The sequence below is a fragment of the Streptomyces sp. SPB074 genome, assembly GCF_000154905.1.
Classification (GTDB): Bacteria; Actinomycetota; Actinomycetes; order Streptomycetales; family Streptomycetaceae; genus Streptomyces.
On sequence record NZ_GG770540.1, the window covers coordinates 106,914 to 126,357 of the forward strand.

Annotated in this window: 14 protein-coding genes, 1 tRNA gene, 4 pseudogenes and 2 CRISPR repeat arrays (1 of these 21 running past the window's edge); of the genes and pseudogenes, 14 read left to right on the forward strand and 5 right to left on the reverse strand. The window is 72.1% G+C overall.

Going from position 1 to position 19,444, the window contains the following annotated elements; translation table 11 throughout:
• Positions 1-310 precede the first annotated feature (310 nt).
• Together SSBG_RS35300 and SSBG_RS29775 are read left to right on the forward strand one after the other, a co-directional pair.
• Entirely contained in the window at positions 311-970 is a 660-nt protein-coding gene (locus SSBG_RS35300; protein ID WP_008749721.1) for a hypothetical protein, read from the forward strand.
• A gap of 405 nt (positions 971-1,375) precedes the next feature.
• Positions 1,376-1,717: pseudogene (locus SSBG_RS29775) on the forward strand (helix-turn-helix domain-containing protein); the annotation flags it as partial.
• Between the two features lie 56 nt (positions 1,718-1,773).
• On the opposite strand, the gene SSBG_RS29780 reads toward SSBG_RS29775, so the two are convergent.
• The gene (locus tag SSBG_RS29780) at positions 1,774-2,688 is read right to left on the reverse strand and encodes a transposase family protein (RefSeq protein ID WP_008749723.1); all 915 of its coding nucleotides are present in this window, start codon (positions 2,686-2,688) and stop codon (positions 1,774-1,776) included.
• Positions 2,689-2,963: 275 nt separating this feature from the next.
• Between SSBG_RS29780 and SSBG_RS29785 the strand changes: the two are divergent.
• The 3 genes and pseudogenes from SSBG_RS29785 to SSBG_RS29795 all read left to right on the forward strand — a co-directional run.
• A pseudogene (locus SSBG_RS29785) lies at positions 2,964-3,734 on the forward strand (ATP-dependent DNA ligase); the annotation flags it as partial.
• A 143-nt stretch (positions 3,735-3,877) separates the two neighbouring features.
• On the forward strand, positions 3,878-4,264 hold the full coding sequence (locus SSBG_RS29790; protein ID WP_037872335.1) for a hypothetical protein: 387 nt from the start codon (positions 3,878-3,880) through the stop codon (positions 4,262-4,264).
• A gap of 95 nt (positions 4,265-4,359) precedes the next feature.
• On the forward strand, positions 4,360-4,788 hold the full coding sequence (locus tag SSBG_RS29795; RefSeq protein WP_106429468.1) for a serine/threonine protein kinase: 429 nt from the start codon (positions 4,360-4,362) through the stop codon (positions 4,786-4,788).
• Between the two features lie 21 nt (positions 4,789-4,809).
• Here SSBG_RS29795 and SSBG_RS29800 read toward each other — a convergent pair whose 3' ends face one another.
• Positions 4,810-5,019, reverse strand: coding sequence for a hypothetical protein (locus SSBG_RS29800; protein WP_037872337.1), 210 nt, complete (start codon positions 5,017-5,019; stop codon positions 4,810-4,812).
• A 508-nt stretch (positions 5,020-5,527) separates the two neighbouring features.
• Here SSBG_RS29800 and SSBG_RS29805 point away from each other — a divergent pair.
• Positions 5,528-5,612 (forward strand) — tRNA-Leu (locus tag SSBG_RS29805).
• Positions 5,613-5,639: 27 nt separating this feature from the next.
• On the opposite strand, the gene SSBG_RS29810 is transcribed toward SSBG_RS29805, so the two are convergent.
• From SSBG_RS29810 to SSBG_RS29815, 3 genes and pseudogenes are all read right to left on the reverse strand, one after another.
• A complete protein-coding gene (locus tag SSBG_RS29810) occupies positions 5,640-5,849 on the reverse strand; it encodes a hypothetical protein (RefSeq protein ID WP_037872338.1) in 210 nt (69 codons plus the stop codon).
• A gap of 20 nt (positions 5,850-5,869) precedes the next feature.
• Positions 5,870-5,962, reverse strand: a pseudogene (locus SSBG_RS36310) (hypothetical protein); the annotation flags it as partial.
• 51 nt (positions 5,963-6,013) lie between these two features.
• A pseudogene (locus tag SSBG_RS29815) lies at positions 6,014-6,804 on the reverse strand (IS5 family transposase); the annotation flags it as partial.
• Positions 6,805-6,885: 81 nt separating this feature from the next.
• A CRISPR array of direct repeats spans positions 6,886-7,574; the repeat unit is 28 nt; unit sequence CGGCTCACCCCCGCAGCGCGGGGAAAAC.
• A 352-nt stretch (positions 7,575-7,926) separates the two neighbouring features.
• Here SSBG_RS29815 and cas3 point away from each other — a divergent pair.
• From cas3 to cas2e, 8 genes are all read left to right on the forward strand, one after another.
• Positions 7,927-10,815, forward strand: a complete 2,889-nt coding sequence (cas3, locus tag SSBG_RS29820) for a CRISPR-associated helicase Cas3' (protein ID WP_234010808.1) — start codon at positions 7,927-7,929, stop codon at positions 10,813-10,815.
• A 198-nt stretch (positions 10,816-11,013) separates the two neighbouring features.
• A complete protein-coding gene (gene casA, locus SSBG_RS29825) occupies positions 11,014-12,528 on the forward strand; it encodes a type I-E CRISPR-associated protein Cse1/CasA (RefSeq protein ID WP_008749729.1) in 1,515 nt (504 codons plus the stop codon).
• A gap of 132 nt (positions 12,529-12,660) precedes the next feature.
• Entirely contained in the window at positions 12,661-13,539 is an 879-nt protein-coding gene (gene casB / locus SSBG_RS29830; protein ID WP_008749730.1) for a type I-E CRISPR-associated protein Cse2/CasB, read from the forward strand.
• A gap of 92 nt (positions 13,540-13,631) precedes the next feature.
• Entirely contained in the window at positions 13,632-14,813 is a 1,182-nt protein-coding gene (cas7e, locus tag SSBG_RS29835) for a type I-E CRISPR-associated protein Cas7/Cse4/CasC (RefSeq protein WP_008749731.1), read from the forward strand.
• Positions 14,810-15,709: a type I-E CRISPR-associated protein Cas5/CasD gene (cas5e, locus tag SSBG_RS29840; protein ID WP_008749732.1), complete on the forward strand. Its 900-nt coding sequence runs from the start codon at positions 14,810-14,812 to the stop codon at positions 15,707-15,709. The genes cas7e and cas5e overlap by 4 nt, the downstream gene beginning before the upstream one ends.
• Positions 15,706-16,359, forward strand: a complete 654-nt coding sequence (gene cas6e, locus SSBG_RS29845; RefSeq protein ID WP_008749733.1) for a type I-E CRISPR-associated protein Cas6/Cse3/CasE — start codon at positions 15,706-15,708, stop codon at positions 16,357-16,359. Before cas5e ends, cas6e begins: the two co-directional genes overlap by 4 nt.
• Complete coding sequence (gene cas1e / locus SSBG_RS29850; RefSeq protein ID WP_008749734.1) at positions 16,356-17,375, forward strand: type I-E CRISPR-associated endonuclease Cas1e; 1,020 nt, start codon at positions 16,356-16,358, stop codon at positions 17,373-17,375. Before cas6e ends, cas1e begins: the two co-directional genes overlap by 4 nt.
• A gap of 10 nt (positions 17,376-17,385) precedes the next feature.
• Positions 17,386-17,685 carry a type I-E CRISPR-associated endoribonuclease Cas2e gene (gene cas2e / locus SSBG_RS29855; protein WP_324603600.1) on the forward strand — a complete coding sequence of 100 codons (300 nt, stop codon included), beginning with the start codon at positions 17,386-17,388 and terminating at the stop codon, positions 17,683-17,685.
• Positions 17,686-17,709: 24 nt separating this feature from the next.
• A CRISPR array of direct repeats spans positions 17,710-19,444; the repeat unit is 28 nt; unit sequence GTCCGCCCCGCGCTGCGGGGGTGAGCCG (it continues 398 nt past the right edge of the window).

Consider the following 19,444-nt stretch of genomic DNA (forward strand, 5'->3'; position numbering starts at 1 on the left):
ATTCCCCCCACGAGAATGAAAACGTGAATGATCCGAATAGATCAAGCCGGAATAGTGAGCGACACCCGGTCGATTCTGCAAGCACCAAAAAACGGAACCCCACCTCCCATTTTTCGCGCCGCCTTTTAGCTGTAAAGGCCATCGAGAATTTACGTTACAAGGCCACGTAAATTCTCACCGGCAACATGAGTACGCGTACTCATGTGTGCCCCGGTTATTTATGAGCAGGGATGGCCGTCAAGGCGGGTACGGATTTTCATGAGTAGCAGTACTCATGACGACCCCATGGCCGCATTCGGAGACTGTTCCCATGACACGAGACCGCGCCCTCCGCAGCGCCTTCGCGCACGTTTCCCGCCCGCTGGCTCTGGGCGGCTTAGCTGCTTTCACGGCTTTCGCCATTGCCGCCTGCGGTACGGAAGAAATCAGTGGTGTACGTCCTCAGGGCGGGCCTGAGGCGAACGCCGATTCGGCGGTGAGCGCCCCGGCACCGTCCGCGCAGCAGGCGGCCTTCACGGCCATGCTCGACGAAATGGCCCGGTCGTGCCCTTCCCCCGGCGGGGGCCCGCTCGCCACGAAGCCACCCGCCCCGCAGCGGGAGCGGCGTATCGCACCAGGTGAGACGCCTCCGGCCGAACCGATCGAGCCACTCAGCCCCACAGGTCCCGAGACCGTGCTGACCGCCCACGAATGGTGCGCGAGCGTCCGCCACGAACACCGCCTTCTGCTCGCGCTCCAAGCGATCCCGGAGCCCACTCCTGCCAAGGTCCGCCGGGTCCTGAACGAACTCGGATACATCGACGCGCACATCCATGACCTCGCACAGGACGGCGAGCGCACCCGCTTCCACCTCGACCTGCGCCAGGAGGGCGGCACCCTCTGTGAGACGGGAACAGCAGCCGGCGCGGAGTCGGACGTGGCGCCGTGTGCCGCCCGGGCCACCGGAGCGTTCACGGTGGAAGTGGAGTAGCCGGGGCCTGGGCAGGGGAGCGCGCTCACGCCCTCGGTGCGTCCCACCCGGCACCTTCGCCGGGTTATAACCCGCCCCATGCCCTCGCCACAGCCACAGCCACAGCCACAGCCACGCCGGCCTACCGCACCCGGCATGCCTGTTAGCCTCGCGCTTTCATGAAGCGGGCTGTCCGGCAGGCGGTCAGGAAAGCAGAAAGTGCCTCTGACCAGCAAGAATGAGGATTGTCGAGGTCCTTGTTCCTGCCACCGCCGGAGGCACTTCCCAGATGAAGCACTGAGCTTTTTCAGCGTGGCCACTGATCGGGTGATGAGGTGGGTTCGGGGACTGGGTGCGCAACGGGCAGGGCTCCCGTGCCGTTGAGGGAGGTGTTCGAAGTCTCAACTCATCAGCACAGGAGCCCTGTTGGTTCCGTATCCTGCCGCACTCGACCTGCCCCACGCCCTGGTCGAGTGGGTCACCATGCTCATCGTCACCCGTGAGGGCGACCGACGGTGCAAACTCCCGCCGCACCGTCGTGCGCTGATCGCGCTCGTGTACCTACGCCGCCACGACACTCTCGCCCGCATCGCGGCAGGCTTCGGGATATCCGTCGGTACCGCCCACGCCTACGTCACCTCCGTCACCGGCCTGCTCTCCGGCCAAGCGCCCGGTCTGCTGAAGACGCTGCGCGCGCACGACCCGGACTTCGTCCTCCTGGACGGCACCCTCGCGGAGTGCGACCGCGTCGGCGACGGCAAGGCCGACTAACGAGTTGGTGCGTGATAGGGGGTGAGGTGTGTTTGCCCTGCTCACGGCCGTTTTCAGATGCTGGTGTTGCGGTCGGAGACGAGGCCGGCGATGGCGCGGTAGGTGTCGGGCAGGCGGTCGCGGCGATGTGTCCAGCGGGTCAGTTGCTTCCAGCGTTTGTGATCAGCGAGGGCGTGTTCGACGGTGATGCGGTCGGACGAGTGGCCGTGGCGGTCGCGTCCCCGTTGTTCGACTCTGTCGGGCAGTGCTCCCGGCCGGGGTTTTCTCGGCGGCGTGATCGCCTGCCCGCGATGGTCGCGGCTCAGCCCCAGGTAGCCGTCGTCCAACAGGACCTCGACGTCGGGGAAGTGCTGGAAGCAGATGGCGATGCCTTCGTCGCGGGCGGCGGTGGCGTCGTGCATACGCCCAGGTCGTAGGGCATCGGTCCATAACGTGCGGCCCCGCCAGCCGGCGATCACGGTGGCCTTCATCGTGTTCTGCTTCTTCTTGCCCGAGACGAATGCGCGCCGGCCGCCGCGGCCGGCCGGTGGCCGGCGGACCTGGATCTCGGTGGCGTCCAGACGCAGCTCGACACCTTCGGCCTGGGCGTAGGCAAACACATCCGCCGGAGTCCGAAGCCGCAGGCCGGGACGGTCGGGAACCGCGCACCCCCGCTCCGCCAAGAGCGTGCGCACCTCTCCGATCGCCCGGGTGACCGTGGATCGGTCGACACCTGACAGCAGCCCCAGCACCGAGTGCGGCAGGTCGTGCCGCAGGTGGATGAGTGTGGCCACCAACCGGTCGACGAACACCAGCTGATGGCGGGCGCCGGCGCCTTCGGCCCGCTTGCGGGCCCCGCCTCGCACAGCATGGCGGCGACCCTCGACCCCGGCCTGCCACGGCTCGGCCAACTCTTCGACCAAGCACGCAAGATGACGCCGGGAGAGCCCCGTGAACAGTCGATGCGCCAGCACCGCCCGATTGACCATGATCGCCACAGCGGGATCATGCCATCCACGTGGCACGACACCTCACCCGCTATCACGCACCAACTCGTAAGAAGGGCTGCCCCTCAGGAACACACCAGTCGTGCAGTTTTCCTTCGAGGGAGGCAAGTAGATCGCTGAACTCGCGCATGAAGGGGGTGGCTTCGCGCGGCCACAGCGGCTCCCGGCGGGTGAAGTGCACCCGCCATCCCGTGCTCGACATGGAGCCGGACACTATCCGTGGACAGGTCCACAGCGCATAACCGAAGTACGACGGCGACCGGTGCGTCCTGTGGCGGCTGGACACCGTCCGTCTCCAGTCCCGTACGGGCAGGGACATCACCGCCGCCTGGCCCGACATCACCACCCCCGCCATGGACCTGCCGCGCGGAACCGTCCTCGACGGCGAGCTCGTCGTCTACCGCGACGGCGTGCTCGACTTCGGCGCCGTACGGGCCCGGGCCTCCTCACGCGGCCGACGCCTGCAGGACCTCGTCGCCCGCCACCCCGCCCACTACGCCGCCTTCGACATCCTCATGCACCAGGGCCAGGACGTGCGCGGCCTGCCGTACCAGGCGCGGCGCGCTCTGCTCCTGGACGTCCTCGAGCCGCTCGGGCCCCCGCTCCAGGCCACCCCCGCCACCGACGACCGCGACGTCGCGACCGTGTGGATGACAAGCCTGCGCCCGCAGGGCATCGAGGGCATCGTCGCCAAGCGCGGCACAGGCCAATACCGGACGGGCCGCCGGGAGTGGGTGAAGGTGCGGCACGCCGACACCGTCGACGGTGTCGTCACCGGATACCAGGGCCGGTCTTCACGGCCTTCGCACCTCTTCGTCCTCCTGGACGGCGGGCGGATCGTGCGCTCGCAGCGCCTGCCCGCCGCGCTCGCCGCCGAGCTCGGCCGTCGCCTGCCCGGGCACGACACCGGCACCGCCCACGACCCCGACACCGGCCCCCTGCGCCTCACCGGCGCCGCACTCGTGGTGGAGGTCCTCGCGGGCTCCACCCGGCACGCCACCGCCACCGTCACCCGCCTGCGCACCTGACCCCACAACACCACGCCCGTGCCGCTTCGGGAGGGGCGGGCGAGTGTCCGCGGGGCGTGGGGAGCGGGGTGCCCTGCTACTGCACCGGTGCACCCACCGAGCGCCCTCACCCGCACCGGGCCCCCGGGCGGATCGTCGCTTTCATGGGCGAGGACGACGACAGCGGCGAGATGGAGCCGGGTGAGCCGGGCGGGCCCGAAGACCTGGACTACCTGGCGGGCGAGCGCACCAGCCGCCCCACTGCGGCAGAGCGGCGCGAGGAGGCGGAGGGGCTGACCCGGCCGCTCGGCGACCCGGACGAGGCCGCGCATCGCTCCGCACGCGGACCCGCCCCCGGGCCGGTCGCGGGGAGAGAAGTGCGCGTCCCCGTCCAGCCCGGCCCGCAGGACCGCGAGCAGTTGCCCCGCGCCACCGAGCCCTCGCCCCAGGCCTCGCCCACGCCCGCATCGGGCGCGGCCGAGGCGGGCGGCGCCGGGGAGCCGCCGCGCCCGCGCGGCCCGCAGGGGCCGCCGTCGCAGGCCAGAGGGTGAGTGCGCTCACCTGCCCACGCTCTGGCCCCGCCACCACGCCGCGTGAAAAGCTGCAGCCCACACCTAATTTCTGGCCGCAGCGAAGTGAGGCGCGCATGAGGACCACCCGGCAGCAGCGGCGCCGCTCCCGCGCGCTCAACCGCTCCGCGCGCCTGGCGGTGAAGGCCCTGAACCTGCCTCGCGGGGCGGGCCTCGAGGATGCGACGGTCCGCGTCGCACTGCACATCGGCTGGCCCCTGGTCCTTTTGCCCGCCGAGGAGCTCCCTCTCAACGGCGCCCTGACCCGCGCCACGGACGGCACCCTGGCCGTCCCCGTCCCCGTCCCCAGCGCCTTTCCGCTCCAGCCGGACGCCTACCTCGTGCACCTGGCCTGCCGGGGCCTGGCCCGCGCCCTCCACAACGTTCCCGGGGACCCGGGCGGGCGCATCGACTACCGCACCGAGCCGGAGCGGCTCGTCGAGCTGACCGCCACCGAACTCAGCGTGCGCCTGCGGCCCGCCAGCACCGACGTACACGGCCTCTGACCCCCGCCCGGGCGTGTGCCCTCAGCGGGACGCGCCGGGCAGAGCGCGCCCGCACACCGTCGCGTCGTCATCCGTGGCCCATGAACAGAACCCGACACCGGCCAGGTCGCGGGCGGTGAGGGGGATCAACCCCTCCCAGCGCGCACCGTGCTCGCGGCACAACAGCACCCCCGACAGCTGGGGGTGCAGGTAGGCCACAACGGGGAACGCGCGGTCAGGCAGGGCGTCCATTCCGTCTTCCTTCGTGCGGTGACATACGGCGATCAGGCCAGAAGCGCGACCACCGCACGCCCCGGCACGAGGGCCGCCCCGCCGCGTGGGCGGGGTCCTGGATCCGAAGGGAGAACCAGGACCCCACCAGTGGTATGCGCGGTCTCTGCCCCCGCGTTTTGCGGCAGGTGTGCACCCCGCGCTCCGAAGCGGGGAACAAGGCGGCGTACACGCTCGTGACGTCAACGCGCCCGTACGGGGCGGGGTTACGCGCGGCGGTGGCCGGGCGCATTCGGGACCCAGGGGAGGCGCCCGGCCACAGTCCAAGAGCGCAGCTGTCGTGCCGTCCGTCGCGCTCGGTGTCCGCCTCCGCCCGGTGGCGACCAGCCCGTACGGCCTCTGAGGCCCCCGGCCGACCACTCCCCCTCGCTCACCGAACGCACGAGCGAGCATTTTCCCGTTTTCCTGCACTCCCCGTTGCCCCAGTCATACGATCAGTACGCAGGGCGGGGCTCGCCGGTCTCGCTCGGCCCGGGTGGTGGAACAGGCAGACACAGAGGCCTTAAAAGCCTCCGGCCTTCGCGGCCATGCGGGTTCGAGACCCGCTCCGGGCACGCCCCCGCGTCCTGACCGTGCCCCGCCTACAGCTCCTGGGGGCGCAGGTCGCGGACCCACCACCAGGTGCCGGCCGTGTCGGGGGCGTAGAGGCTCCGGCCGCCGGGGTACTGGCCGTGGTCGCTGATGATGGCGGTCCAGGGATCTGGATCGTCGGGGTCCACGGGCACCCGCCAGCCGTCGAGCGTGCCGCCGTGCAGTTCGACTTCCACCTCGCCCTGCTCATTCGTTGTCATGAGCCGTACGGTACGGCGGCTCAGGACTCCCCGGGGGCCAGTGCGCGCAACGCGGTCTCGGGACAGCACACGGGGCAGGGCCGGGCGCCTGCGGCGGCGGCCTGGAGGGGGACGGCGTCGTCGGCGGGCTCGGCGTCGGGAGGGGCCTGCGCGCAGTCGGCGCGGTGCTCGCTGTCGAAGCCAGTGGGCCGACCGCCTCGGGAGCCTCGGTTCTTGCGGTGTTTTTGCTGGTCGAGGCGTTCGGGGATCGTGTGCGGGATGCCGCGTCGTCGCAGGTAGTGGCGGTTCACCCTGGACGTGTAGGCCTTGTCTGCCAGGACGCGGTCGGGCCGGGTGCGAGGCCGGCCGACTCCGGTTCGGGGCACCGACACCTTCTCCAGGACCCGCTCGAGTTGGGGTCCGTCACCGTAGTGTCCGGGGGTCAGGACGAAGGCAAGGGGCCGGCATCGCCCCTCGGCGGCAAGGTGGATCTTGGTGGTGAATCCGCCGCGGGAACGCCCCAGGCACTCGCCGATCTGACCACCTCCTCCAGCCGGACGGCCAGCTTCCGAAGTACCGGATCGACCTGGTTCGTCCCCTGCCCGGCCCCCTTTTGAGGAACGGCGGCCGGGGGCATCTTCCGCGCCCCGGCGGCGTGCTGATGGGCCCGCACGGCCGTCGAGTCCACCGACACGTCCCAGTCGATCCCGCCCGCCGCATCCTCGGCTGCCTGAATGCGAGACAGCAGCATCTGCCAGGTTCCATCCGCTGACCAGCGGCGATGCCGCTTATAGACCGTCTCCCACGGCCCGAACCGCTCGGGCAGATCCCGCCACTGCACACCGGTCCGCACCCGGTAGAGAACACCGTTGATCACCCGACGGTGGTCGCTCCACCGACCACCACGCGCACCACCAGGAGGCAACAACGACTCCAGCCGATCCCACTCCGCGTTCGTCAGATCACCACGGCCCATACAGCCAGCCTGCCGCCAACGCGCCACCGGCGTCCGGTGATCCGAGAAACAGTGCCTAGGTCGTTGCGAACCCGCTCCGGACGGCTCACCCCCGCAGCGCGGGGAAAACCAGAACGTGGAGGGCATCGACCTACCAGCGGACGGCTCACCCCCGCAGCGCGGGGAAAACGACTCGCGGGCGCTGCTCGCGGCCTCGTCGGTCGGCTCACCCCCGCAGCGCGGGGAAAACTTGAGATGGCGCACGTTCTGAAGGCAACAGCGCGGCTCACCCCCGCAGCGCGGGGAAAACTCGAGTTCCTGGAGGAACAGACTCAGACTGCCCGGCTCACCCCCGCAGCGCGGGGAAAACGGCCTCGGCGGCCTGGTCGTGGCGCCCCAGCACGGCTCACCCCCGCAGCGCGGGGAAAACCCCCGGCGCCGCCACTCGCTCCGGGTTCCGTCCGGCTCACCCCCGCAGCGCGGGGAAAACCCCGAGGAAACGCCCCGCGAGCAGACGCCCGCCGGCTCACCCCCGCAGCGCGGGGAAAACCCTGCGCCGTACGGATGATCACGCTGTGTGGGCGGCTCACCCCCGCAGCGCGGGGAAAACACCGGGTTGCCGTTGAGCTTGTCGTTGATCTGCGGCTCACCCCCGCAGCGCGGGGAAAACGCGCAGGGGCGGCCCTCGTCGATTAGGGTGAGCGGCTCACCCCCGCAGCGCGGGGAAAACGAGCGATGACACTGGCGATCCGGCCGGATCCACGGCTCACCCCCGCAGCGCGGGGAAAACGTACGAAGCAGCGAGCGGCGGGCGAAGAACGCCGGCTCACCGCGCAGCGCGGGGAAAACCGCCGGGGCGCTCTCGTCCCGCGACCACAACGGCGGCTCACCCCCGCAGCGCGGGGAAAACTCCCGCCACTCGGCGTACTGTTCGCACGCCAGCGGCTCACCCCCGCAGCGCGGGGAAAACCGGACCAGCACCGGATGGTCGCGGTACATGCGCGGCTCACCCCCGCAGCGCGGGGAAAACACTTCCTGACCTGCAGCGCAGCAGCCCCGTTACCAATTCGCAACTCAAAGAGCATCGGTCGCGTCTTCGACCTCGCCCCCGCTGTCACTGGCTCATGATGTCATCCGCTCGTGATGAAGAAGCGCCCGCCAGTTGCCGTGGCGGCAGAACTGCCGTGTCGTCATCTGTGGGGCAAGGCGGACGGGCTGGACGAGGCATACCCGCTGGTCTGTCACCTGTTCGACACCGGTGCGGTGGTCGGCGCGCTTTGGGACGGGTGGATCGGCCGGGAACAGGCTGGGCGCCTGGCGGCATCGGCGGGTGTGGAGCCGGACGGGTTTCGGTCGCTGCTGTGCTTCTGGGCCGCACTGCATGACATCGGCAAGATCAGCGTGCCGTTCCAGAAGAAGGTCACCTCGCTGTTCGATCAGTTGCTGGCATGGGAGAGCGGTGCCCGGACGACAGCGGACGAGGACTCGGACTCCTTCCATCACTCCGCGGGCTCGCACTGGCTTCTTCCCGCTCTGCTTGCTGAGATCGGTTATCCGGCGGATCGCCGGGCCCGACGACATCTCGGCCATCACGTCGCGCAACTCCTCGGTGGGCATCACGGCATATTCCACGAGGAGATGGACCAACGCTTCCTGAGAAATCCTCGGGGCTTGGCTCCAGGGCTCGGTGGCGGCTTCTGGGAGGAGCAGGCCCGTCGGCACGTTCGTGCTGCGCTGCGGGTGACGCAGCCGGTGGCGCCGCTGGCGGAGATGCTGCCTGCGGAGACGGCGGTGATCGTCTGCGGTCTGATCGTGTTGGCGGACTGGCTCGCCAGCCAGGCCGACTTCATCAAGTCCCGTATGCCGGACGTCTCGTGGCTGGCGACGGAAAGCGCACTCGACGAGCACTGGCGCTCTGCCGTGGCCGCGGCGCCGGCGGTGCTGGCGGAGGCCGGGCTGCGGCCGGCCGCGTTCAAGGACGCGTCGTTCGCGGAGATGTTCGCGTTCGAGCCGAACGACCTGCAGTCCTCGCTGCTGTCCGGGCTGCCGGACGAGCTCACCGGTCCCGGGATGATTCTGCTGACGGCCCCGACCGGCGACGGCAAGACCGAGGGTGCGCTGGCGGCCGCGGTCGGACTGGCTCGCGCCAGCGGGGCGACCGGGCTCGGCGTCGTCCTCCCGACGATGGCCACCACCGATGCGGCCCACCGGCGCGTGGCGGCCTTCTGCGCGAAGGCCTTCGCGCAGGACGGCGCGGTGACGAAGGTGCACAGCATGGCGTGGCTGTCGAGGGACGCCGAGGTCGACGCCGCCACCGCCGGGACGGACGCGACGATGGGCGCCCGGGCGGACGTCGCCGCACCGGCGTGGTTGTCCGGTCGGTACCGTCCGCACCTCGCGCCGGCGTTCGTGGCGACGATCGACCAGGTCCTCAGCGCCGTCCTGCCGGTGCGGTACAATGTGCTGCGGCATCTCGCCGTCTCCGGCAAGGTCCTGGTGATCGACGAGGCGCACGCCTACGGACCCTGGATGCACGCTCTGTTGCTGCGGCTGCTGGAGTGGCTGGGGGCCCATCGCGTTCCGGTGGTCGTCATGTCGGCGACGCTGGCCGGCGAGACGGCGTCGTCGTTGCTGCGGGCCTACCGGAGGGGCAGTGCTCCGGGCCTTCCGGCGCCGGCGGACGACGAGTGCGCCGTGCCCTACCCCGGGTGGCGTTTCGTCGCCGCTGACGGCCGGATCGGCGCGCCGCACTCCTTCACCACCCCGCGTCGGCACACCCTGCAGATCCGGACGCACGCCGTCCCCTTCGCCGACGACCCGTCGGCTGCGCGGTTGGCGAAGCTGCGGAAGTTGCTGGAGCCGGTGTTCCGCGACGGGGGCAACGCCCTCGTCGTGTGCACCACGGTGGCGGACGCGCAGGACACGACGGAAGCACTGCGGGAGTATGCGGAAGAGCAGCAGGGCGACCGGCCCGATCCGGTACCGGTCGCGACGCTCCACTCCCGGTTCGCCGCGCACGACCGGTTTCGCCTCTCCGCGCGGTGCGAGGCCGACTACGGGCCGCGCCGCCCGAGGGACGGTTCGCGTACCGCTCGACCGACGGCTTCGATCCTGGTGGCGACGCAGGTCGTCGAGCAGTCCCTGGACCTCGACTTCGACATGCTGATCACGGATCACGCACCGCTCGCGCTGCTGCTGCAGCGCGCCGGCCGGTGTTGCCGGCACGCGATGCTCGGCGACGACCCGCACGCGGCGCACCGGCCGTCGTGGTGGTCGGCGCACTCGACCGGCGGCCTGACGGAGGTCCGCATCGAGGTCCTGGACCTGGTCGGCAAGAAGGGCGGGTTCCCGGGGGCCGCGAGGTCCGTCTACGGCGACGGCCCGCTGCTGCGGACCCGGAATCTGCTGGCCGCACGGGCCGGCACGCCGCTGCGGGTTCCGGAGGACGTGCAGGGGGCGATCGACGACGTCTACGCTGATGACTTCTCCGACCGCCTGGCCCTGACGGCTGCGGCAACCGAGCGGGTCGGGATCGCGGACAGGGAGAGCAAGGCCGGCGAGGCGGTGGAGACCCAACTCGCCGGCCTGGTGGCGATCAGCAGCCCCGCCGATGTTGGCTCGGACTTGAGCGAACTGAGCCGCGCTCAGGCCGAGGTTTCGGACGACCTGGTCGCCACCCGGTTCGGCGCCGACTCCGGGCGCGTCGTCTGCGTCTACGACGTCGACGGCCGCTGGTTCCTCGACGCGGCCGGCACGGTGCCGGCCCCGGGCATCGAGGGACGGCGGCCCCTGACCCGGGAGCAGGCCAGGGTGTTGGCCGAGCACGTCGTCCCCGTCTCCGGCGGGCTCCTCGCCGGAGACCTCCCGGACCTGCTGGAGACCCCGCCGGCCTGGCGGAAGAACGCCACCGTCCGGGCCTGGCGCCCCCTGGCGATGCGCCGCGTCGACCACGGCCAGCACACCGCCCGGCTCACACGCATGACGGTCGCCTACGCCGCGGACCTGGGGCTGTACGCCGTCGCGCGGGACTGACCCACGGCCCTCCCGAACTGGCGGAACGCACACCAGGCGGAGCCGATTCGGGACGAAGTGGGCGGGCGGCGAACCGATTTACTCGATCTGCCGCACAGTGACCACTTTCTGCCCTACCGTCACCATCGACCCGCCCTCCATCCCTCCCGTCCGGACCATCGTCCGGCTGATACGCAACGACTGTCCACAGGAGCCGCGTTGACCGCAACGTTCGACGACTCGCTCGTCACCGGCGAGTTCTTCCCCGTCCGCCTCGTCGACGCGGCGGACACGGTGCCCGTCAAGTACGGTCTGCGCCGGCTGCTCGTCGAGGCGGGCTCGATCGCCTCGCTCGCGGTGACCCCGCCGCCCGCGCAGGCGGCGCTGCTGCGAATCCTCTACGTGGTCACGGCACGCGTCAGCGGCCTGGACCGGCCCGCGGCGTCGCCGTCCGCCTGGCTGGATCGCCGCGACGACGTGGCCGAGGAGGGTCTCGATCCGGAGCGCGTCGACGCCTACCTGGCCGAGCACGCCGAGCGACTGCGCCTCTTCGGTGCGCGGCCTTTCCTGCAGGACCCGCGGCTCGCCGAGGAGTGCTCGAAGAAGGCGGGCGTGAATAAGCTGGTCTTTGGGCGTCCGGCCGGCAGCAACCAGGTGTGGTTCGGTCACCACCGCGACGCCGACCCGCGCCCGGTACCCGCCGACGAGGCCCTGCTGCACCTGCTGATGTGGCTGTACTACGGCGCGGCGGGGCGATGCAGCACCCGGACCGTCGGGTCCGTCTCGGCCGCGGACTCCCGGTCCGGACCACTGCGCGGCAGCCTCTCCTACCACCCGGAGGGTCCGACCCTGCTGCACACCCTGGTCGCCGGTATCCCCCGGCCGGGCAACGGCACCGACCCGGCGACGGACCGCTGCCCCTGGGAGTTGCCGGAGCTGCCCGACCCGCTGCATCCCAGCACCGCGAACGTCGGACCGATGTCGCAGCTGACCGCCGGCTGGCAGCATGCCCTGCTCCTGCAGGAAGGCGCGCGGCCCGGCACCGTCGACGACGCGTACATCACGTGGGCAGCGCGCGACAAGCTGCCACGTCCCGAAGACCCCTTTCTCGTGCTGCAGTTGAGCCAGGCCGGCAACATCTACGCCCGGCGCGCCAAGTCCGCCCGGGCTCTGTGGCGCGACATCGACGCGCTGCTGATCCAGGAGCCGTACGGCACCGCCAAGCCGCGTCGGCCGGCTGCCTTCCACGGGGTCCTCGAACTCGATCCGGAGGGCGGCGGACCGCTGCGGGTGCGGGCGCTCGGCTTCGAGCAGGACGACCGGACCAAGGACATCCAGTACATCTCCGGCACCACTCCCCCGGTCCTGGACCTCATCGAGGAGCGCGAGCCGCGGCTCAGCGCCCGGCTGCGGACGATGCGGGTGGCCGGCGAGCTCTACGGGCGGCGGCTCGACTTCGCCGTCCGGCAGGCGTGGCGTGAGCTGGTGAACGACTCCGACGCCGTCGGCCCGTGGGGCGAACTGGCCGCCGTGGACTACTGGCCGGCCGCCGAGCGGGAGTTCTGGCGCCGCGTCGGCGCACGGGACATGGACCAGCCGTGGCAGTCCTTCCGGCTGCTGGCGTACCGGGCGTTCGACAAGGTGACCGCCTCCGCGCCGCCCACGATGCGCGCGGCCCGCGCCGTGCAGCGAGCCCGGCTGGCCGTTGCCGGCGGCCGCCGCAAGAAGAAGTGAAGCATCCGCCCTCAGCACCCTGCCTGTCGCCGCCCGGCCGCCCGGCCGCCCGGCCGCCCGGCCGCCCGGCCGCCCGGCCGCCCGGCCGTCCGACCGGCGCTTCCGCGACCGACCCGTGCCACCAGGAGAACCATGACCACATCGGCGACCCCCCGTGCCGCGTCCGACGCCCCCTCCCCCACGACCGGCAATCCGGACAGCACACCGTACGAGTCGGCGCGCACCTTCGTCGCCCTGGTGTGGCGGCAGGTCGGGCAACCGGGCAACCGCTCCGCCCTGCGCAGCGGCGTCGGGCGCACCGGCCGTCGGCCCGTCCCGGGTGACCGGCGGGACCCGCTGGAGCGCATGCACCGCGCCCTCGCGCACTACGTGCCCGCCGGTCTGACGCACGAAGAAGCCGAGGCGCACTACGCGATCGCCTCGATCATCGCGGCGCTGCCCCGCACCACCGCCGCGACCGAAGCCGACGAACCTGCCGGGGAACCTGCGGACTCCACGGCGACGGTCCCCGACAAGGAGCCAACGGCCGCCCCGGCGGAAGGGGCTACGCTCTCGCCAGGCAGCGCTGCGGAAGCGGCGCAGACTCCCGGCGCCACCGCGGCCGCGCCGACCCCGAGCGCCGGCTCGACTGGCACGCCGGGCCGCCCACCGCGGGCCCGCAATCTCGGGCAGAGCCTGGCGGAGGCCGTCGCCGCCGGCCGGGTCACCGCGACCTACGCGGAGAACCGCCTCGCCCTGCTGGTGCGGCAGAGCGCTGCCGGACTGCACCGCTACCTGCCCGCCACCGTGCTGCGCCTCGCCGGTGAGCGCGGCACCGTGGACTTCGCGCAACTGCTCCTCGACCTGCGGTGGTGGCACCGCCACCACACCGAGATCTCCCGCCGCTGGCAGCAGAGCTACTACCGCGCCGTCTTCGCGGCCACCGCCCGGCAGGCCGAGACGGACGACCGGGCCGAGCAGGAACAGGCCGCGCAGGAACAGGCCGATACCAGCAACGCCACCACCGACTGACCGGGCCCCCACGACGGCCGGCGCCCCGACCGCCTCGCCGTCCCCGCGCCCTTCCGGCACCACGACCACCGCAACGAACGGAGCCCGCCACCATGGCCGACATCACCGGGCGCTTCATCGAAGCCCACCTCCTCCAGGTCATCCCGTACGCGAACCTCAACCGCGACGACAACAACTCCGTCAAGACGGTCGTGTTCGGTGACACCCCGCGCACCCGGGTCAGCAGCCAGAGCTGGAAGCGCGCCGCCCGGTTGCGACTGCAGCAACGCCTCGGGCAGCAGGCGCTGCGCACCCGCCGTCTGGCCGAGCGCGTCCAGAAGCACCTGGTCGAGGAGCGCGGCTGGGGTGAGGCGGCCGCCGTCCTCGCCGGCCGACACCTGATCTCCGCGGGCAGCACCGGCGCGGACATCCCGAAGAAGGACGCCGACACCGCCCCGTGGCCGACCGCGGCGATGGTCTACCTCCCCGACACCGCCGTCGTCGAACTCGCCGACCTCGCCGAGCAGTACCGTCCGCAGTTCGAGGCCGCAAAGCCCGTCAAGTCGGCGATCGCGGCGAAGAACCTCATCGTCCCGGGCAAGGAAGTCGACGCGATCCTGCGCTCGCGCAACGGCGTCATCAACCTCTTCGGCCGGATGCTCGCCCAGGTCGAGGACGCGAAGGTCGACGGCGCCGTCCAGGTCGCCCACGCCTTCACCACCCACGCCACCGACGTCGAGATCGACTACTTCAGCGCCGTCGACGACGTCACCGCCGACTGGGACGACGCCCCGGGCAGCGCCCACCTCGGCCACGCCGAGCACTCCGCCGGCGTCCTCTACCGCTACGCCGTCGTCGACCTGCGGGAGTTGGAGCACAACCTCGGCGGCGACCGCGCGGCGAGCCGGGAACTCGCGACGGCCTTCCTCGACGCGATCATCCGGTCCCTGCCGTCGGCGAAGAAGAACTCCACCGCCCCGAACACCGTGCCCGACCTCATCCACCTCGTCGTCCGCAACGACCAGCCGGTCTCCTACGCCTCGGCGTTCGAACGCCCCGTCGCGGCCGCCGACGAGGGCGGCCACCTCGCCGCGTCGATCACCGCGCTCGACAACTACGCCACCCGCCTGACGGCGATCCTCGGCGAGGAGGACGTGTGCCACCGCGGGCACATCGCCGTGCACGAGGCCGCCACCGAGCCGGCCGGCCTGGGAGGCGCCACGGAGAACCTCGCCGCCCTGATCGCTGAGACCGTCGACGCGGCCGCAGCTGAGGCGGCGGGCGAGGCCCGATGACCAGCCCGAACACCCTCACCTCGGGTGACGCCGCCCAGGACGCCGCCACGCCGGACGCCCCCGCGCAACCCACCGGACCCACGCTCCTGATGCACCTGGCCGGCCCGTTGCAGTCCTGGGGCGAACGCTCCCGCTTCCCCAGCCAACGCGACACCGGCGTCACCCCGACCCGCTCCGCGCTCATCGGCCTGTTCGCCGCCGCCCTCGGACGCGGTCGCGACGACGCCCTGACCGGCCCGAACCCCGACACCGACGGCGACCTGCGCACCCTGTCCTTCCTGGTGCGCACCGACCGGCCCGGCACCCGGCTGCGCGACTTCCACACCGTCGGCGGCGGCCTGCCCCGCACGAAGACCGTCGTCACCGCCGAAGGCACCTACCGGAAAGGTGCGAACGCCCTCGTCACCACCCGCCACTACCTGCAGGACGCCGCGTTCACCGTCGCCGTCACCGCTACGGACACCGCGCTGCTGGAACGCTGCGACGAGGCGCTGCGCCGGCCCCGCTGGCCGCTGTACCTCGGCCGCCGCTCGTGCCCGCCCACCGGCCGGGTGCGGCTCGGCCTGCTGCCCGGACCGCCGATGCCGTACCTGCTGGATCTGCCGCTCGCCCGCCCCGTCCCCGGCCGGCACGTCGAGACCGTTCCGGTCGGCTTCGACGCCGACCGCCCGCTACAGCCGATGCTCCCACAAGACAAGCTGACTACCAGTGAGTTCAGCACCAGCGAGGTCGCCGACGAGCCGCAGTCCTACGCCACCTTGGACCGCCGCTACCTCGACCGCACCCGCCACCACGTGGTCGTCCACCTGCCCGCCGCCCGCTGCGGCGGGCAGGGCGCGACCTACCTCGGCAACGCCGCCCGCTACCTCACGACGACACGAGGCGCCGCATCATGATCGAGAACCGGGTCTGGCTCACCCAGATCGTCCCGCACACCGGCCTCAGCGCCGAGGCCACCCGCGACCTGCGCAGCGCCGTCAACCTGCACAAGCGCGTCATGAGCCTCTTCCCCGACGACCTGGGCGAGCGGGCCCGGCAGCAGACCGGGGCACTCTTCCGCTTCGAGGAGGACGCCACCCGCGGCAGCCGCCTGCTCGTGCAGAGCGTCGTCACACCCGACCCGACCCGGCTGCCGGCGCGCTACGGCGCCGTCCGCAGCACCGAGATCACCCCGCTCCTGCAGCGCCTGCGACCCGGCGTCCGCGTCAACTACCGGCTGACCGGCAACGCCACCCGCACCCTCAGCCGTGACACCACCGCCGGCCGCCCCAACCAGGTCATCCCACTGCACGGCGCCGACGCCGAGGAGTGGTGGCTGCGCCGCGCCGCAAGCGCCGGCCTGGACATCCACAAGATCCACACCACCGAGCTCGACGACGCCGCCGGCAACCGCCACGACAAGCAGCGCATCCGCCACGCCCGCACCCGCTTCGACGGCACCGCCACCGTCACCGACCCGGACGCCCTGCGCACCTGCGTCACGACGGGCATCGGCCGCGGCAAGTCCTACGGCTGCGGCCTCCTCAGCCTGGCACCCGCCCGGTGACCCCGCCACCGGCCGGGCCCGCCAAGCGCCGCACCGCCCTCGCGGCCGGCACCGCCCGCAAACGCATCAGCAAGCCCAACGCCGCGATGCTCCCGCGGATCGGCGACTCGCTGTCCTTCCTGTTCCTCGACCAGGCACGCGTCGAACAGGACGCCACCGGCGTCAAAGCCGTCCTGGCCAGCGACGACGGCCCGACGGTACTCGCCGTCCCGACGGCCGCGCTCTCCTGCCTGCTCCTCGGCCCCGGCACCTCGATCACCGCGCCGGCACTGCGCACCCTCGCCCGGCACGGCACCTCCGTCGTCATCACCGGCTCGGCAGGCGTGCGCTGCTACGCCGGACTCGTCCCGGAGGGCATGACGTCGAAGTGGCTCCAGGCCCAGGCGACGGCCTGGGCCGACCCCACCGCGCGCACCGCGATCGCCGAGCGGATGTACCGGATGCGCTTCGGCCCGACCGCGCCCCAGGACGCCACCATCGCCACGCTGCGCGGCCTGGAGGGCAGCCGCATGAAGGCCATGTACAAGGCCCTCGCCCAGCAGCACCGCCTCCCGCCGTTCCGCCGCAGTTACGACCCGGAGGACTGGGACGAGCAGACGTCCGTCAACAAGGCGCTCTCGGCCGCCAACTCCTGCCTCTACGGCATCGTCCACGCGGCGATGATGGCCCTCGGCATCAGCCCCGGACTCGGCTTCGTCCACACCGGGACGACGCTGTCGTTCGTCTACGACATCGCCGACCTCTACAAGAGCGAACTGACCATCCCGCTCGCCTTCAGCCTGCACGACAGCACCGATCCCGAGGGCGAAGCCCGGCGATCCTTCCGGGAGGGACTGCGGCTCTTCAAGCTGCTGCCACGCATCGTCGCCGACCTCCAAGACCTCCTCGACCCCCAGGACGGCCACAGCCGCCGCGACGACGCCGAAGAGGCCCTGGAGGAGATCACCGACCTGTGGGACCCAGAGCTCGGCGCCTTGCCCGGCGGCCGCAATTACAGCTCAAAGGGGAAGAACTGACGTGTCATCGATGATCGTCATCGCGACGACCGCCGTCCCCGAACACGTCCGCGGCGCCCTCACCCGCTGGATGATCGAACCGATGCCGGGCTTCTACATCGGCACACTCTCAGCGCGGGTCCGCGATGCCCTGTGGGACGTCGTCGCCGCCTCGGTGGCCGACGGCGCAGCGGTCATGGGATACCCAGCGGACACCGAACAGGGCTACGCAGTCCGAACCGCGGGCGAACGGCGGCGGAAGCCGCTAGATCTGGAGGGCCTGGTGTTGGTGGCGTTCCACCCGAGCGAACATAACGAATCGGCAACCTAGCGGAAACAGTACAGGTCAGGAAGTGTCCGCCCCGCGCTGCGGGGGTGAGCCAAGCCCAGAATGTCGCTCGCCTCGCTGAGCGGGCAGTCCGCCCCGCGCTGCGGGGGTGAGCCGGGGCACACCGCCGCCCTGGTCGAGCGGACAGAGTCCGCCCCGCGCTGCGGGGGTGAGCCGAGTTCAGTGATGTCCGCGATGTACTTGCGCGCGTCCGCCCCGCGCTGCGGGGGTGAGCCGGCTTCGTGCGGTTGCTGGTGATCCACGCCCACGTCCGCCCCGCGCTGCGGGGGTGAGCCGTTCTACTTCCTGGAGACCATCGCCGCCGAGTCGTCCGCCCCGCGCTGCGGGGGTGAGCCGGCGGAGTGCTGGACGCTCTGCGCGGCCCCGGCGTCCGCCCCGCGCTGCGGGGGTGAGCCGGCGGCGCTGGGGGTGCGGGCGGGCGGGCTCGGGTCCGCCCCGCGCTGCGGGGGTGAGCCGAGCACGGGGCCGTGGACGGCGAGCGGCACAGTGTCCGCCCCGCGCTGCGGGGGTGAGCCGCTCGCGGTTTGGAACTGGTCCCTCGACCAGGGGTCCGCCCCGCGCTGCGGGGGTGAGCCCCCTTCATGTGGGCCTGCACCACGTGCGTCCTCGTCCGCCCCGCGCTGCGGGGGTGAGCCGCTGCTCGGGCAGGCCAAGCTGGAGAACGCCGAGTCCGCCCCGCGCTGCGGGGGTGAGCCGGTCATCACCGTGACCTCGGTGGGCGAGGCCGGGTCCGCCCCGCGCTGCGGGGGTGAGCCGGGGAGGCGCGCGGCCTCGCTCTCCGGGAGGACGTCCGCCCCGCGCTGCGGGGGTGAGCCGCGCCTGATCCGGCGCTCCGCCTTCTTCACGAGGTCCGCCCCGCGCTGCGGGGGTGAGCCGGCGATCAACTACCTCGGCCGGGAGCTGTACCTGTCCGCCCCGCGCTGCGGGGGTGAGCCGGGGTGGCACCGGGACGGCCGGGTTTGCAGGCCGTCCGCCCCGCGCTGCGGGGGTGAGCCGGTCCTGGCCGAGGACGCGGGTGAGGGCCTGCTGTCCGCCCCGCGCTGCGGGGGTGAGCCGATCGTGCAGCGGAACCGCGAGGAGCTGGAGCGGTCCGCCCCGCGCTGCGGGGGTGAGCCGCCGGGCGCAGTCCGTCGCAACGCACACCCGTAGTCCGCCCCGCGCTGCGGGGGTGAGCCGACCCGGTCGGCGCCCGCGTCGGTCCACTCCGGGTCCGCCCCGCGCTGCGGGGGTGAGCCGGATCGCGTCTTGAGCACCACATTCAGCCCCTCGTCCGCCCCGCGCTGCGGGGGTGAGCCGCACGCCGTCGCGACAGAGCAGTGGCGCTGGCAGTCCGCCCCGCGCTGCGGGGGTGAGCCGCTGCGCAGCACGAGGTATCCGCGTACGTCCGCGTCCGCCCCGCGCTGCGGGGGTGAGCCGAGGCGTTTCGTGTGAAGCAGACCGCCGCCGGAGTCCGCCCCGCGCTGCGGGGGTGAGCCGGACATCCTCGCGCTCGGCAAGGCGATCAATTAGTCCGCCCCGCGCTGCGGGGGTGAGCCGACCTCGACCCCGACGACGAGGGCCCCATCGACGTCCGCCCCGCGCTGCGGGGGTGAGCCGGCGATCAACTACCTCGGCCGGGAGCTGTACCTGTCCGCCCCGCGCTGCGGGGGTGAGCCGCTCCACCTGACAGGCTCAGCGACGAACCAGGCGTCCGCCCCGCGCTGCGGGGGTGAGCCGCCTGTGCCTGCACGTCGCCCTCAGC

Coding starts and splice junctions, on each gene's coding strand:
- cas2e (WP_324603600.1), top strand. CDS start 17,386: ATGATCGTCATCGCGACGACCGCCGTCCCCGAACACGTCCGCGGCGCC.
- SSBG_RS29780 (WP_008749723.1), bottom strand. CDS start 2,688: ATGGTCAATCGGGCGGTGCTGGCGCATCGACTGTTCACGGGGCTCTCC.
- cas3 (WP_234010808.1), top strand. CDS start 7,927: ATGAAGAAGCGCCCGCCAGTTGCCGTGGCGGCAGAACTGCCGTGTCGT.
- cas5e (WP_008749732.1), top strand. CDS start 14,810: ATGACCAGCCCGAACACCCTCACCTCGGGTGACGCCGCCCAGGACGCC.
- casB (WP_008749730.1), top strand. CDS start 12,661: ATGACCACATCGGCGACCCCCCGTGCCGCGTCCGACGCCCCCTCCCCC.
- cas6e (WP_008749733.1), top strand. CDS start 15,706: ATGATCGAGAACCGGGTCTGGCTCACCCAGATCGTCCCGCACACCGGC.
- SSBG_RS29810 (WP_037872338.1), bottom strand. CDS start 5,849: ATGACAACGAATGAGCAGGGCGAGGTGGAAGTCGAACTGCACGGCGGC.
- SSBG_RS29800 (WP_037872337.1), bottom strand. CDS start 5,019: ATGGACGCCCTGCCTGACCGCGCGTTCCCCGTTGTGGCCTACCTGCAC.
- SSBG_RS35300 (WP_008749721.1), top strand. CDS start 311: ATGACACGAGACCGCGCCCTCCGCAGCGCCTTCGCGCACGTTTCCCGC.
- SSBG_RS29795 (WP_106429468.1), top strand. CDS start 4,360: ATGAGGACCACCCGGCAGCAGCGGCGCCGCTCCCGCGCGCTCAACCGC.
- cas7e (WP_008749731.1), top strand. CDS start 13,632: ATGGCCGACATCACCGGGCGCTTCATCGAAGCCCACCTCCTCCAGGTC.
- SSBG_RS29790 (WP_037872335.1), top strand. CDS start 3,878: ATGGGCGAGGACGACGACAGCGGCGAGATGGAGCCGGGTGAGCCGGGC.